The 13,470-nt window shown below is 66.3% G+C and carries 11 protein-coding genes; 3 read left to right on the top strand and 8 right to left on the bottom strand.

The features are described 5' to 3' along the window. Positions 1–9 precede the first annotated feature (9 nt). Positions 10–606 carry a bifunctional transcriptional activator/DNA repair enzyme AdaA gene (locus XH84_RS39230; RefSeq protein WP_128920285.1) on the top strand — a complete coding sequence of 199 codons (597 nt, stop codon included), beginning with the start codon at positions 10–12 and terminating at the stop codon, positions 604–606. A gap of 14 nt (positions 607–620) precedes the next feature. On the opposite strand, the gene map is transcribed toward XH84_RS39230, so the two are convergent. Together map and XH84_RS39220 are read right to left on the bottom strand one after the other, a co-directional pair. Further along, positions 621–1,439, bottom strand: coding sequence for a type I methionyl aminopeptidase (map, locus tag XH84_RS39225; protein WP_128920286.1), 819 nt, complete (start codon positions 1,437–1,439; stop codon positions 621–623). Positions 1,440–1,624: 185 nt separating this feature from the next. Next, positions 1,625–2,941 carry a mechanosensitive ion channel family protein gene (locus XH84_RS39220; protein ID WP_164936373.1) on the bottom strand — a complete coding sequence of 439 codons (1,317 nt, stop codon included), beginning with the start codon at positions 2,939–2,941 and terminating at the stop codon, positions 1,625–1,627. A gap of 424 nt (positions 2,942–3,365) precedes the next feature. Here XH84_RS39220 and XH84_RS39215 point away from each other — a divergent pair, with 424 nt between their 5' ends. Next, the gene (locus XH84_RS39215) at positions 3,366–5,159 is read left to right on the top strand and encodes a potassium/proton antiporter (protein WP_128920288.1); all 1,794 of its coding nucleotides are present in this window, start codon (positions 3,366–3,368) and stop codon (positions 5,157–5,159) included. Between the two features lie 185 nt (positions 5,160–5,344). Here the strand turns inward: XH84_RS39215 and modC are convergent, their stop codons facing one another. From modC to mepA, 5 genes are all read right to left on the bottom strand, one after another. Beyond that, positions 5,345–6,007: a molybdenum ABC transporter ATP-binding protein gene (modC, locus tag XH84_RS39210; protein ID WP_128920289.1), complete on the bottom strand. Its 663-nt coding sequence runs from the start codon at positions 6,005–6,007 to the stop codon at positions 5,345–5,347. 2 nt (positions 6,008–6,009) lie between these two features. Beyond that, complete coding sequence (gene modB / locus XH84_RS39205; RefSeq protein WP_128920290.1) at positions 6,010–6,705, bottom strand: molybdate ABC transporter permease subunit; 696 nt, start codon at positions 6,703–6,705, stop codon at positions 6,010–6,012. 13 nt (positions 6,706–6,718) lie between these two features. Then, positions 6,719–7,504, bottom strand: coding sequence for a molybdate ABC transporter substrate-binding protein (modA, locus tag XH84_RS39200; protein ID WP_128920291.1), 786 nt, complete (start codon positions 7,502–7,504; stop codon positions 6,719–6,721). A gap of 193 nt (positions 7,505–7,697) precedes the next feature. After that, positions 7,698–8,201, bottom strand: coding sequence for a hypothetical protein (locus XH84_RS39195; RefSeq protein WP_164936374.1), 504 nt, complete (start codon positions 8,199–8,201; stop codon positions 7,698–7,700). A 247-nt stretch (positions 8,202–8,448) separates the two neighbouring features. Next, a complete protein-coding gene (gene mepA / locus XH84_RS39190; protein ID WP_128920293.1) occupies positions 8,449–9,393 on the bottom strand; it encodes a penicillin-insensitive murein endopeptidase in 945 nt (314 codons plus the stop codon). A 411-nt stretch (positions 9,394–9,804) separates the two neighbouring features. Between mepA and XH84_RS39185 the strand changes: the two genes are divergently transcribed. After that, positions 9,805–12,003, top strand: a complete 2,199-nt coding sequence (locus XH84_RS39185) for a putative bifunctional diguanylate cyclase/phosphodiesterase (protein ID WP_164936375.1) — start codon at positions 9,805–9,807, stop codon at positions 12,001–12,003. Between the two features lie 249 nt (positions 12,004–12,252). Here XH84_RS39185 and XH84_RS39180 read toward each other — a convergent pair whose 3' ends face one another. Next, positions 12,253–13,404, bottom strand: coding sequence for an acyl-CoA dehydrogenase family protein (locus XH84_RS39180; protein WP_128920295.1), 1,152 nt, complete (start codon positions 13,402–13,404; stop codon positions 12,253–12,255). Positions 13,405–13,470: the final 66 nt, after the last annotated feature.

Genomic DNA, 13,470 nt, shown 5'->3' with positions numbered 1-13,470 from the left:
GATTTGGCGATGGCGAAGAATTCAGCCGAGCGGCAAATGCTGCCACCGCATCTCGACTGGGAGACCTGCGATCGGGCACGTCTGGCGCGCGCCCGCGCTTTCGACGGCCTGTTCTTTTCCGGGGTTCGCTCGACGCGCATCTATTGCCGGCCGGTCTGTCCGGTTCGCCCGGCGCGCTCGGAGAACGTCACCTTCTATGCGACCGCGGCTGCCGCCGAGCGGGCCGGCTTTCGCCCGTGCTTGCGTTGCCGCCCTGAAACGGCGCCGGGCTCGCCCGCCTGGATGGGAACGGCCACCACCGTCGCGCGCGGCATGCGCCTGATCCATGACGGCTTTCTGGACCGGGCGTCGATGGCCGAGCTTGCGGAAGCCCTTGGCGTCGGGCCGCGTCATCTGCTGCGCCTGTTCATGCGCCATGCCGGCGCGAGCCCGAGCGAGATCGCGGCAACCCGGCGCGTGCAGGAAGCCAAGCGTCTGATCGACAAGACCGATATGACGTTGGCGGAGATCGCGTTTGCGGCCGGCTTCGGCAGCGTGCGCCGCTTCAACGACGCCTTTGCTGCGACCTACAAGAGGGCGCCATCCTCATTCCGCCGCCGGCGATAGAAGACGCGTCGGGCTCACCCGATCTGCTTCTCGCCGTGCCGCTCCGACAGCGTGAAGATCTCGACGCCGGTGGCGGTGACGCCGACCGAGTGCTCGAACTGCGCCGACAGCGAGCGGTCGCGCGTGACGGCGGTCCAGCCGTCGGAGAGGATCTTCACATGCGGCTTGCCGAGATTGATCATCGGCTCGATGGTGAAGAACATGCCGGGCTTGAGCTGCACGCCTTCGCCCGGGCGGCCGATATGAATGATGTTCGGCTCGTCGTGGAACATGCGGCCCAAGCCATGGCCGCAGAAATCGCGCACCACGCTCATGCCCTGCGGCTCGACGAAACTCTGGATGGCGTGACCGATGTCGCCGGTGGTGGCGCCGGGCTTCACCGCGGCGATGCCGCGCATCATCGCTTCATACGTCACCTCGATCAGCCGCTCCGCCTTGCGGGCAATCGGGCCGATCGCATACATCCGGCTGGAATCGCCGTACCAGCCGTCGACGATGAAGGTGACGTCGATATTGACGATGTCGCCCTCCTTCAGCGGACGGTCGCCGGGCATGCCGTGGCAGACCACGTGGTTGAGCGAGGTGCAGGTCGAATAGCGATAGCCGCGATACATCAGCGTCGCCGGATAGGCGCCATGGCTGAAGGCGAAGTCGCGGACGAACTGGTCGATGCGCTCGGTCGGCACGCCGGGCCCGACGATGTCGGTGAGCTCGTCCAGGCACTTCGCCACCAGCGCGCCCGCCTTGCGCATGCCGGCAAAGGCGGCCGGGCCATGCAGCTTGATCTGTCCGGTCTTGCGCAGCGAGGTATCGGTGGCTTCGACGTAGCTCATGCTTGTGCAGTCTTTTCGGGGCTGATCGCGGTTATCGGCGGAAAGGCTTGATTTCAGGCCCTAATTTAACGATTGCCGGCCTTCATGCAAGCCAAGGCAGAGCGTTTTCGAGCGAAGTGGCTACCGGTTCGCGTGAAGAAAACGCGTCAAAACAAGAATCTTACCGCCTTGTGCCCGAAAGCGGCCTAATTCGGGACTTCTACGGTGGTTTCCACCGGCAGCGCGCCGCCGCGGATGCGAATTTCGCGGACGGGGTAGGGAACCCGGATGCCTTCCCGCTTGAAGGCGTCCCACAGCGCCAGCATCACGTCGCTCTTGACCTTGTCCATGCCGTCGGGATCGGCGATCCAGAAGGTCAGCGAGAACTTCATTCCGGCTTCGGCGAACTCGGTCAGGATGCAGGTCGGCGGCTTGCCTTTTTGCGCGCGCGGATGGGCTTCCGCGGTCTCGGCCGCGAGCTTGCAGACCAGTCTCGGATCGGCGTCGTAATTGGTGCCAAAGGCGATCTTCACCAGCGTGTTCTTGTCGGTATAGGTCCAGTTGACGACCTTCTGCGTCACCAGATCCTCGTTCGGCACCAGGAACTCGCGGCCGTCGCCGGCGGCGACGGAAATATAGCGCGTCTTCATCGCGCTGATGCGCCCCGTGTTGTCGCCGATGGTGACGAGGTCGCCGGGCTTCACGGACTTGTCCGCGAGCAGGATGATGCCCGAGATGAAGTTGGCGACGATTTTCTGCAGGCCGATACCGATGCCGACGCCGACCGCGCCGGAGAACACCGCGAGCGCCGACAGGTCGATGCCGACCGCGCCGAGCGCGATGACGATGGCGACGGCCAGAAGCCCGATGCGGATGATCTTGACCAGCAGCACCTGCACCGACGGCGTCAGATCGGTGGTCGCGTTGATCCGGCTCTCGGCGAAATTGCTGGCGATGTTGGTGGCCCAGAGCGCGATGAGGAGGAGCGCACCGGCCTTGATTGCCAGCAGCGGGGTCAGCCTGAGGCCGCCGAGCACGATCGCGAAGGAATCGAGCAGGTCGACGGTCGCATCGAGCTGTCCGAGGATGGACAGCGCGGCAACGAACCACGCCGTGATCGACACCAGGCGAACGATGAAGGCATTGCGCAGCACCGAGGTCACGAGCCGGATCGCGAGCCAGGCCAGCCCGAGCTTGGCGGCGACCATCAACAGATAGGAGCGACTCGGCCAGGTCGCGTGGTACATCACGAGGCGCGAGATGATCACGAGCAAGGTGAACACCGCCGTCGAGGCGCTGGCGACCATCACCCGGGCGAAGTGCCGGAGCGGCAGCGGCCACCGCATCGTCAGCGCGGTCATGTCGACCCGGTTGCGTATGCCGGCCTCCGCCGCATAGGCGATGCCGGCCGCGGCCAGAATGAGCCCGAATTGCAGGTAGAACCAGGGCGAGGAGATTTCCGCCCCGACGCTGCGCGCGGTGGTCTGCACGAACTCCATGAAGTCCTTGAGGTCCATGTCCATCGGTCTCGTCGGCAAGCGGGGAGGAATTGATTCGAGGAAGCCGCAGAATCCCACAAAGGGCGCGGCCGGGCCATCGATACACCGGCATGTGATGGACGTTAAGGCCGTATAATACGGGCAGATTGCCGCGAGGCGCGAAAATGGGTTGGCGCGCGGAGGCGACGACGATAGAGATGCATGGATACATGTTTGGGTAAATCCGTTGGTCGCGGCGTGCTTCGCTTCTCCCCGCGTGCGGGAAGAGGCCGAAATTCGAGCGCAGCTTGAATTTCGGGTGAGGGGGACTCTCCGCGAGTCTCGCTGTCACCGTCCTCGCGGAGACTCCCCCTCACCCCACCTCTCCCCGCAAGCGGGGCGAGGGAGCGCCCGGCCGGTGGCCCCCTGACTGAACTCGCTCATTACTTGGAGTAACCCGCAGCACCGCATGGCCTCTCTCGACTCCGTCAGCCTCGCCATATTGCTCGGCGCCGTCCTCGTCATGGCCGGCATCCTGTCGAGCCTGCTTGCGCTCCGCTTCGGCGCGCCCTTGCTGCTCGTCTTCCTTGCGGTCGGCATGCTCGCCGGCGATTCCGGTCCCGGCCAGCTCCAGTTCGACGACGTCCGCACCACCTATCTGGTCGGCTCGGTGGCGCTGGCCTTGATCCTGTTCGACGGCGGCCTCAGGACACGCTTTGCCAGCATCCGCACCGTGCTTGCGCCGTCCGTGGTGCTCGCGACCGCCGGCGTGCTGCTGACCGCGCTGATCACGGCGCCGTTCGCCAAATTCGCGCTCGATCTCAACTGGACGGAGTCGCTGCTGGTCGGCGCCGTGGTGGCCTCGACCGATGCGGCCGCGGTTTTCCTGCTGGTGCACACCCAGGGCCTGCGCCTGCGTCCGCGCGTCGGCGCGACGCTGGAGGCGGAATCCGGCACCAACGATCCCTTCGCGATCTTCCTCACCTTGATGCTGGTCGAGTACATCTCCGTCGGCTCGAGCTCGCCCGGCCATGTGCTGATGGAGTTCGTCCTGGAGGCGGCGCTGGGCGCTGTCGTCGGCGTCATCGGTGGTCGCCTCGTCGTCATCGCGCTCAACAAGGTGGCGCTGCCGCAGGGCTTGCATGCGCCGTTCGTGACCACGGCCGCGCTGGTGATCTTCGGCGGCTCGCAGATGATGCACGCCTCCGGCTTCCTCGCGGTCTATCTCGCCGGCATCATCATCGGCAACCGCCCGACGCGCGCGCATAACCAGGTCGTGGCCTTCCTCGATGCCGCGACCTGGCTGGCGCAGATCGTGATGTTCGTGCTGCTCGGCCTTTTGGTCTCGCCGAGCCGGCTGGGCGCCAGCGTGCTGCCGGCGGTCGCCGTCGCGTTCGTGCTGATGCTGGTCGCGCGTCCCATTGCGGTCTTCGTGTGCCTTACGCCGTTCCGCTTCAACTGGCGCGAAAAGATCTTCATCGCCTGGACCGGCCTGCGCGGTGCGGTCGCAATCTTCCTGGCTTCGATCCCGATGCTGGTCGGCCTGTCCAAGGCCTATCTCTATTTCGACGTCGCCTTCGTCGTCGTCATCATCTCGCTGCTGCTGCAGGGTTGGACCCTGGCGCCTGCCGCGCGCAAGCTTCACGTGGCGCTGCCGCGCGCCGAGCGCGGCCCGCGGCGCGTCGAGCTGGATCTGCCCGGCCAGCTCGAGCAGCAGCTGGTCGGCTATCCGGTGCGGCCCAAGAGCCTGTATTTCCGCCGCGGCCTGATCCCGTCCTGGTCCAAGCCGACGCTGGTGATCCGCAACGAGAACATCCTGACGCCGAGCGAAGCCGATCCGGTCGCGCCCGGCGACTACATTTATCTGCTGGCACCGCCGGAAAAGGCCGAATCGCTCGACCGTTTCTTCGTCGACATGCAGCCGAGCTCGGCGCCGGATCCGCATCTGCTCGGCGACTTCATGGTCTCCGGCGAACACACGCTCGCCGAGCTCGCCGAGATCTACGGCGTCAAGATCGGCGAGGACGAGGGCAAGCTGACCCTCGCCGATTATTTCGACGTCCATCTTGACCGCGCGCCGAAGGAGGGGGCCGAGCTCGCACTGGACGAGATCGTGCTGGTCGCACGCAGCATCTCCGGCGGCCGCGTCAACGTCGTCGGCCTGCGCCTGCCGGAAGAAGACGAGACGCCCGCGCCGCTGACCCGCGCGCAGGCGCTGCGGAAGAAGCTCGCGGATGTGTGGACGTCGGTGGCGGGGGTTTAGTGCTCAGCATCGCCTTGCAGCCCGCGCCATAACCTCTCTGTCATCGCCCGGCTTGACCGGGCGATCCAGTACTCCGTGACATTTATGGTGGAATCGATGGGCCGCGGCGTACTGGATGCCCCGGTCAAGCCGGGGCATGACAGGGGTGGTGAGGGGAGCGAGCCTGGCCGCGCTGCACGTTTCCGCTACGTCAGCACCTTCACCCCACCAAAGCTCGTCACGCGGCCCTGTTTCAGCATCACGATTTGCGTGGCGAGCTGGCGCAGCTCGGCGGCGTCGTGGCTGACATAGACCATCGGCACGTTGGCCTCGTCGCGCAGTCGCACCAGATAGGGCAGGATCTCGAGCTTGCGGCCCTCGTCGAGCGCGCCGAGCGGCTCGTCGAGCAGCAGAAGGCGCGGCCGGGAGAGCAGCGCGCGTCCGAGCGCGACGCGCTGACGCTCGCCGCCGGAGAGCTTTCCGGGACGACGATCGAGCAGCATGCCGATATCGAGCAGGTCGATGACGCGCTTGTGCTGCGCCGGATCGGGCGCAAGTCGGTTCATCTGCCGTCCATAGTCGAGATTCTGCGCAACGTTGAGATGCGGGAACAGCCGCGCGTCCTGAAACACGTAACCGATGCGGCGACGATAAGTGGGCACGTGAATGCCGGCCGCGGTGTCGTCGACGGTCTCGCCGTCGATCACGATGGTGCCGCGGTCGGGCCGCAGCAAACCGGCGATCATGTTGACGAGCGACGTCTTGCCCGCGCCCGACGCACCGAACAGGCCGATGACGCGGCCTTCGCTGGTGAAGGACGCGTGAAGCGAGAATTCGCCGAGCTTCTTTTCGATGTCGACGCGCAGCATGGTCAATTCCCGTGCAGTCGCGCGGTGGCGCGGCGGGCGAACCATTCGGCCGCGATCAGCGCGCCCAGCGCCAGCACGATCGAGACGATCACGAGCCGGCCGGCCGCGGCATCGCCATCCGGGGTCTGGATCAGCGAGTAGATCGCGGACGAAATCGTCTGGGTCTCGCCGGGAATGTTGGAGACGAAGGTGATGGTCGCACCGAACTCGCCGATCGCCTTGGCAAAGCCGAGCACCATGCCGGCGAGCACGCCGGGCAGCGCCAGCGGCAACGTCACCGTGAAGAACACTTTCCAGGGGGCGGCTCCGAGCGTCTCGGCCGCCTGCTCCAGCCGCCGATCGATCGCCTCGATCGACAGCCGCATCGGGCGCACCAAGAGCGGAAACGCCATCACCCCGCAGGCGAGCGCCGCGCCGGTCCAGCGGAACGAGAACACGATGCCGAGATGATCGGCGAGAAAGCCGCCGACGAGGCCGCGCCGGCCAAAGCTGAGGAGCAGCAGATAGCCGGTGACGACAGGCGGCAGCACCAGCGGCAGATGCACGAGGGCGTCGAGCACCGCCTTGCCCCAGAAATCGCGCCGCGCCAGCAGCCACGCCAGCGCAATGCCGAACGGCGTTGCGACCAGTGTGGCGACGACGGCGACCCTGAGCGAGAGCAGGATCGCGGTCCATTCGGCGGGAGAGATCTCGAACATCAAGTGCTGAATATCAGATTGTCGGGCTGACCAGAAACTTGAAGCCGTATTTCTCAAAGATGGTCTTGGCGGCCGAGGAGCGCAGGAAGGCGAGATAGTCGCTGGTCCCGGCCTTCGCGGTCGTGGTCGCGGCAGCCGGATAGATGATCGCGGGGTGCGAGTCCGCCGGGAAGGTGCCGACGATCTTGACACCGGGCTCGACCTTGGCGTCGGTGGAATAGACGATGCCGAGATTGGCCTCGCCGCGCGCCACCAGTGTCAGCGCCGCGCGAACGCTCTCGGCCATGGCGAATTTCGCCTCGGCAGCCTGCCAGGCTCCGAGCTTCTCGAGCGCCGCCTTGGCATATTTTCCGACCGGCACGGACTTGACGTCGCCGGTCGCGATCCTGCCGTCGCCGGCGAGCTTTCCGAGGTCGAAGCCCTGGGTAATCGCGACGTTGTTGATCTCAGAATCCTTCGGCGCGATCAGAACGATGCTGTTGCCGAGCAGAATGACCCTGGAAGCCTCGTTGATGGTCTTCCTGACGATCGCGTAGTCCATCCAGTCGGTGTCGGCCGAGACGAACACATCGGCCGGCGCGCCCTGCTCGATCTGCCGGGCGAGCACCGAGCTCGCGGCATAGCTGACCGAGAACTTGACGCCGGTCTTGGCGGTGTAGGCTGCGTCGACCTCGTCGAGCGCGTTCTTCATCGACGCCGCGGCGAACACGGTGATGGTCTTGTCCTCGGCGGCGGCCGGCGAAAGGCTCGCGCCCGCGAGGATCACGAAGGCGGTGAAAAGTCCTGCAATGCGTAACATAGGGAGCGCTCCGTGCGAATCCGCGCACGCAGGATGCACGCGCAGGACTGGCGTTGGTGGGGTAGGTTGCGACGGGTGGAAGCGCTGCTCCACGGGACCCGACGGCTTACGGCCGGCAGGGATATCGCCATGGCGAAGATAGCAGGGGCTGCGGCCTCAGGTCAAAGGGTGGCCGTTTATCTGGCGAACAGCGTTATTGAACTGGGAGGATCGCGATTGCGATTGAATTCTCCTTGGCACCGCTGACCTGCAGGACGAAAGGCTGCGACGACAGCTCGTATTTCACGGTCTTGCGGATGCCGCTGCAATCGGTCGCACCGCTGAAGGCCACCGGCTTGAGGACATGCCCATCCTGGACCACGTCGATCCAGGCGCCGATGGACAGGCTGATCGTGTACAGCCCTGCCTTGGCGGATTTGACGCTGGTGAAGCCGGCAAAGGTGCCGCCCTTTGGCGCGCGCTCCGGCGGCGCGGGCAGTCTTGCCTCGCCTGGGGTAACCAGCCCCAGCGTGATGGCCGAGGACGGCAAGACCGCCTGCTCGCTGCCCGATGCGAGCTGCGCACGGTCCGGCGCGGAGAGCGCCGCGCGCTCCCGCTCGATCGGCCATTTGAACTTGTCGCAACCGCTAGGTTCGCCGGCGGCGAGAGCGGAGGTCGCGCTGAACGAGAGCATAGCGAGGAAGGCGAGGACGCGCATCTGGGATTCCATCGTTGGCCACGCGAGCGATGCGAGGCATGCGGTCAGGCTTGTTGGTCAGGGATACGCATCCCGAGGATGCCGCGGGCTTACGGCACGGCGGCAGTACGATCTTAGCGCATTTGGGTGTTGTGCACCAACCAACGAGTTCGTCATCCCGACAAGCGCGCCTCAAGCACCGCTGTCGTCCCGGATCTGCGCTCACGCTTGTCCGGGACGACAGCGGTGAGTGTGGCGCCAGGTTACGCTACGGCTTCGCATCCGCCGCGTGCAGCACCGCCTTGCAAGCCGCCGGCATCTGCGCCAGCGTCATCGGCGGTTTCGGCTTCGGCGGCTCCGGCGGCGGCTTGGGGTGCAGCACCGCATCGGAGAACCAATAGGCGAGATCGGCGGGCTTGCAGCCTTCGTCCTCGGCCTGCGACGGCTGGCCCTCGCACTCGCCGGCACCCGCCGGGCAGCGCATACGGATGTGGAAGTGGTAGTCGTGGCCCCACCACGGCCTGATCTTCGACAGCCAGGAGCGATCGCCCTTGGCCTCGCGGCACAGCGCCTTCTTGATCGCGGCGTTGACGAAGATGCGCTGCACCGCCGGCTCCCGCGCCGCATCGCGCAGCACCAGCACATGACCAGGCGTGAACACACGGGGGTCGATGTCGAGCCGGTCCTGGCGCACCATCATCACCGCCGACATGTCTTCGCGCTCCTCGCGCGAGAGGCGGCGGTCCGGCATCGGCGTCAGCCAGATGTCGGCATCGAGACCGATCTGGTGGCTGGCATGGCCCGATAGCGCCGGGCCGCCGCGCGGCTGGGCGATGTCGCCGACCAGGATGCCCGGCCATCCCGCGTCCTTGTGCGCTTTGGCCGCGAGCCGCTTGATCAGCGCGATCATGTCGGGGTGGCCATAGCTGCGATTGCGCGACAGCCGCATCACCTGCCAATGATCGCCGTTGAGCGGCATCTGCTCCGCGCCGCCGATGCAGCCCTTGGTGTAGGAGCCGACGACATGAGCCGGCCCCTTCGACGGCAGCAGCTTGCGCGCGAACAGCTCTTTGGCGGCCACACCAGGGTCGTTCGGATTGGCGAGCGGCGGCAGCGGCTTCGGATTCACGCTGCCCTTGTCCTGGGCCAGCGCGCCGCCGGCGGACAGGAGCGTCATGACAGGCAGGAGGAGGATGATGCAGCGGCGACTCATGCAGACGTCCTTATAGCCCAATGCTGCATCAGGGTTAAGAATGGGGCTTGGGCCCGGCCACCGGCTCACCGCTGCTCGCCAAATCGTGTCTCAAACGACGTTTCTTAAGGGGGCAATAACCGTATCCTGCATTGACCAAAATTCGTGCGCGGAGTGAGGAAAATCCGCGGGTCGCATGCAATCGCGCGCGATTTCGGAACTGATTCAAGCGTGCGCGCAATTTTGCGGCAAGTCGATCATCGATTGCGGCGCGGGACCCAGTTGGACGGCGCCTGCCGCCGCAGCCGCGCCGCGCAAACAGGCAGCAAGGCCCGCCTCGCGCGGACCGCGGCCGGGCAAGATTACTTTTCTTTCAGACACTTGCCTCAAGACTTGCGCCGCGGGGCGCGATTGGGACGAGTGAAGTTGGGTTTGAAGTCTCGAAAAGCAACAAAGCGAAACAGAGCGCGGCTTGCGCGGGCCGGCCAATCGCCGCGCAAGCCGCGCTTCGCGCGCACGCCGCGAGCGCTTTCCGAACGCGACGAGGTCTTGCGCAGTCGCGCCGAGGCGGAAGCTGCGATCGCGGACGCGCGCAAATCCCATGAGCGCCTGCGCCAGGCCGTCGACATCCTGCCGCAGGGCATCGTGTTTCTCGATGCCGAAGGCCGCTACGTCCTCTGGAACAAGAAATACGCCGAGATCTACAGCAAGACCGCCGATCTGTTCGAAGAAGGCGCACGTCTCGAAGACACGCTGCGCATCGGTGTCGCCCGCGGCGACTATCCCGAGGCTGCCGGGCACGAGGACGAGTGGATCGCCGAGCGGCTGCAAAAACTCTATCAGCCCGGCGCGCGCCACGAGCAGAAGCTGTCGGACGGCCGCGTCATTCTGATCGACGAGCGCTTGACCGATGACGGCGGCGTGGTCGGCCTGCGCGTCGACATCACCGAGCTGAAGCAGCGCGAGGCCTCGTTCCGCCTGCTGTTCGACGGCAATCCCGTCCCCATGATCGTCTGCGCGCTGGACGACGAGTGCATCCTCGGCGTCAACGATGCCGCGGTCGCCCATTACGGTTACAGCCGCGCCGAGTTCGAGCGACTGAAGATCCGCTCCCTGCAGGCCTTCGACAGCGAGCCGCCCTGGACCGCCGACCGTTCGAGCGAGGAAAAGGCCGGCCGCACCTGGAAGCACGTCAAGGCCGACGGCGCGCTGATCGACCTTGCGATCTATTTCCGCGAACTGACCTATGCCGAGCGGCCCGCGGTGCTGCTTGCGCTGATGGACATCACCGAACGCAAGCGCGCCGAGGCGCGGCTCGCCTTCATGGCCCAGCACGACGCCCTGACCGGCCTGCCCAACCGCACCCTGTTGCGCCAGCAGATGGACGAGATGCTGCTGCACACGCGGCGCAGCGCCGAGAAGGTCACGCTCTTGATGCTGGGGCTGGACAATTTCAAGGCGGTCAACGACACGCTCGGCCACGCGGTCGGCGACAAGCTTCTGCGCGGCGTCGCCAAGCGGCTGCGCTCGACACTTCGCGAGGAAGACGAGCTGGCTCGGCTCAATTCCGACGAATTCGCGATCGTGCAGAGCGGGTTGACGCGGCCCGAGGACGCGGTGGGCCTAGCCAAACGCCTGCTCGAGGCCATCGCCGATCCCTATCTGCTCGACGGTCATTCCGTGGTGATCGGCGCCTCGATCGGCATCGCGATGGCGCCGGGCGATGGCGATGAGTCCGAAAAGCTGCTCAAGAGCGCCGACATGGCGCTGTCGCGCGCCAAGCAGGATGCGCGCGGCAGCTTCGCCTTCTTCGAGGCGGCGCTGGATGCGAAAGCGCAGAGCCGCCGCAAGATCGAGGTCGAGCTGCGCGACGCGATCCAGAACGACGTGCTGCGTCCGTATTATCAGCCGCTGATCGACCTCCAGAGCGGCCGCATCACCGGCTTCGAGGCGCTGGTGCGCTGGCCCCATGCCGAGCGCGGCATGGTCTCGCCGGCCGAGTTCATTCCGGTTGCCGAGGACACCGGCCTGATCAATCCGCTCGGCGGGCTGATGCTGCGCCGGGCGTGCCTGGATGCTGCGACCTGGCCGGACGACGTCCGCGTCGCCGTCAATCTGTCGCCGCTCCAGTTCCGCAGCGGCAATCTGCTCTCGATGGTGACGGACGCGCTGAAGCATTCCGGCTTGCCGCCGCGGCGGCTCGAACTCGAGATCACCGAGACGCTGCTCTTGGAAAAGAGCGCGCAGGTGCTGGCGACGTTGCATGCCCTGCGCGCGCTCGGCGTGCGCATCTCGATGGACGATTTCGGCACCGGCTATTCCAGCCTCAGCTATTTGCGCAGCTTCCCCTTCGACAAGATCAAGATCGATCAGTCCTTCGTCCGCGATCTCGGTGCCAACCGCGAAGCGCAGGCGATCATCCGCTCCATCGTCAGCCTCGGCAAGGGCCTCGGCGTCACCATCACGGCCGAAGGCGTCGAGACCGAAGCCGAGCTGAGCTGCCTGCGCGCCGAGGGCTGCGACGAAGGCCAGGGCTTTCTGTTCAGCAAGGCCCGGCCCAATATCGAGATCGTCAGCCTGCTCGCCGCACAGCGCGGCATCGACGGCAATGACGCCGCGCTGGTGGCGTGAGTGGATGCTGACTTAAGGGATGCACCGCTCTCTCGGCGAACCTCTCCCGCAAGCAGCCAGGGCCCTCGCATATGGAAACGCTCTCGACTGTGGCCGTCCTTCGAGACGCCCGCCGTTGGCGGGCCCTCAGGATGAGGGCCGAGTGCGCGGCACTAGTCTCAACGAGCACCAATGCTCCTTAGCCTCATCCTGAGGAGACCGCTGAAAGCGGTCGTCTCGAAGGACGAGGCGCGCGCTGAGCGGCTGCCATCAGCCCCCCGCCAAGATCGCCTTCCCGACATCCTCATAGTGCGTGTCCCGCGCCTGGATCTGCTGCGCGATCGCATGCATGTCGCGAAAGCGGCGCTCGAACGGCTGGCTGCGGAACACTGCCGTCGCGCCGGCCATGTGATAGGCGGCGTCGACCACCTTGGCCGACTGATGGATGGTCCAGGTCGCCGCCAAGCGCACCGCGCTGCGATGTGCCGCGCTGAATTCGCCGGTGGCGCAGAGGTCGCGCCACATCGTATGTGCGGTGGCGTAGAGATAGGCGCCGGCAGCGCGCAGATCGCCTTCGGTGCGGCCGATCAGACCCTGTACGGCCTGATTGTCGCGCATGGCGGTGCCTGCCAGCGAGGGGTGCTTTGCGCGCGCCAAGGCGATGGCGGCATCCAGCGTGGCGCGTGCGACGCCGAGCGAGACCGCGGCAAAGCCCAGGCTGAAGGTCGCGCCGGTGCCGATCCTGTAGAGCGGACCCGGCTCGCGCAGCGCGGCCGGCACGTCGCGAAAGGCCGTGAAGCGCTCGGGGATGAAGAGGTCCGCCACCTCGTAGGAATCCGTGCCGGTGCCCGCGAGGCCAATCGCCTGCCACACGTCGTGCAACGTCGCGCTCGCGACGGGAAAGAGGATGGTGCGCACCTCCGGCGAGCCATCGGCGTTCTTCCGCGGCGTGCCGTCAGCCTCGACGATCCGCACATGCGCTCCGAGCCAGCTCGCCTGCCGCGAGCCTGAGGCAAAATCCCACCGCGCCGTGACGCGATAGCCGCCCTCGACGCTGCGCGCCTCATGCGCGATCGCGCCCCAGGCGAGGATGCCGGGGGCTACGTTGAAGATCTCCTGCGCGGTGTCGGGATCGAGCCAGGCCGCGATCATCGCGCAGACGCTGCACTGGCCGAGACACCAGGCCGTGGATGCATCCGCCTTCGCGATCTCCTCCAGCATCTGCATGAAGGTCTCGATCGGGGCTTCCGCGCCGCCGAGACTCTGCGGCAGCAGCGCGCGATAGAGCCCGTTCTCGATCAGAACTGCGACGACGGACGGCGTCAGCCGCCGCGACCGCTCGATCTCGTCCGCCTCGCGCGCGATCAGCGGCGCGACGGCGCGGGCGCGTTCGACTAGACCAACTCCGGGAAGCTCCTGCATCCGCGTTGTCTCGCTCCTTCTGCCGTGAGCGGTAGAGGCGCGATGGTGGTCCATTTGGCGGACGGG

The sequence above is a fragment of the Bradyrhizobium nanningense genome (assembly GCF_004114535.1).
Taxonomy (GTDB): Bacteria; Pseudomonadota; Alphaproteobacteria; order Rhizobiales; family Xanthobacteraceae; genus Bradyrhizobium; species Bradyrhizobium nanningense.
Note: the sequence above shows the minus strand (reverse complement) of the source record. Positions and strands in the feature narration are given on the sequence as shown.

Coding starts and splice junctions, on each gene's coding strand:
- XH84_RS39195 (WP_164936374.1), bottom strand. CDS start 8,201: ATGCGCGTCCTCGCCTTCCTCGCTATGCTCTCGTTCAGCGCGACCTCC.
- map (WP_128920286.1), bottom strand. CDS start 1,439: ATGAGCTACGTCGAAGCCACCGATACCTCGCTGCGCAAGACCGGACAG.
- XH84_RS39220 (WP_164936373.1), bottom strand. CDS start 2,941: ATGGACATGGACCTCAAGGACTTCATGGAGTTCGTGCAGACCACCGCG.
- XH84_RS39180 (WP_128920295.1), bottom strand. CDS start 13,404: ATGCAGGAGCTTCCCGGAGTTGGTCTAGTCGAACGCGCCCGCGCCGTC.
- XH84_RS39215 (WP_128920288.1), top strand. CDS start 3,366: ATGGCCTCTCTCGACTCCGTCAGCCTCGCCATATTGCTCGGCGCCGTC.
- mepA (WP_128920293.1), bottom strand. CDS start 9,393: ATGAGTCGCCGCTGCATCATCCTCCTCCTGCCTGTCATGACGCTCCTG.
- XH84_RS39230 (WP_128920285.1), top strand. CDS start 10: ATGGCGAAGAATTCAGCCGAGCGGCAAATGCTGCCACCGCATCTCGAC.
- modA (WP_128920291.1), bottom strand. CDS start 7,504: ATGTTACGCATTGCAGGACTTTTCACCGCCTTCGTGATCCTCGCGGGC.
- modC (WP_128920289.1), bottom strand. CDS start 6,007: ATGCTGCGCGTCGACATCGAAAAGAAGCTCGGCGAATTCTCGCTTCAC.
- modB (WP_128920290.1), bottom strand. CDS start 6,705: ATGTTCGAGATCTCTCCCGCCGAATGGACCGCGATCCTGCTCTCGCTC.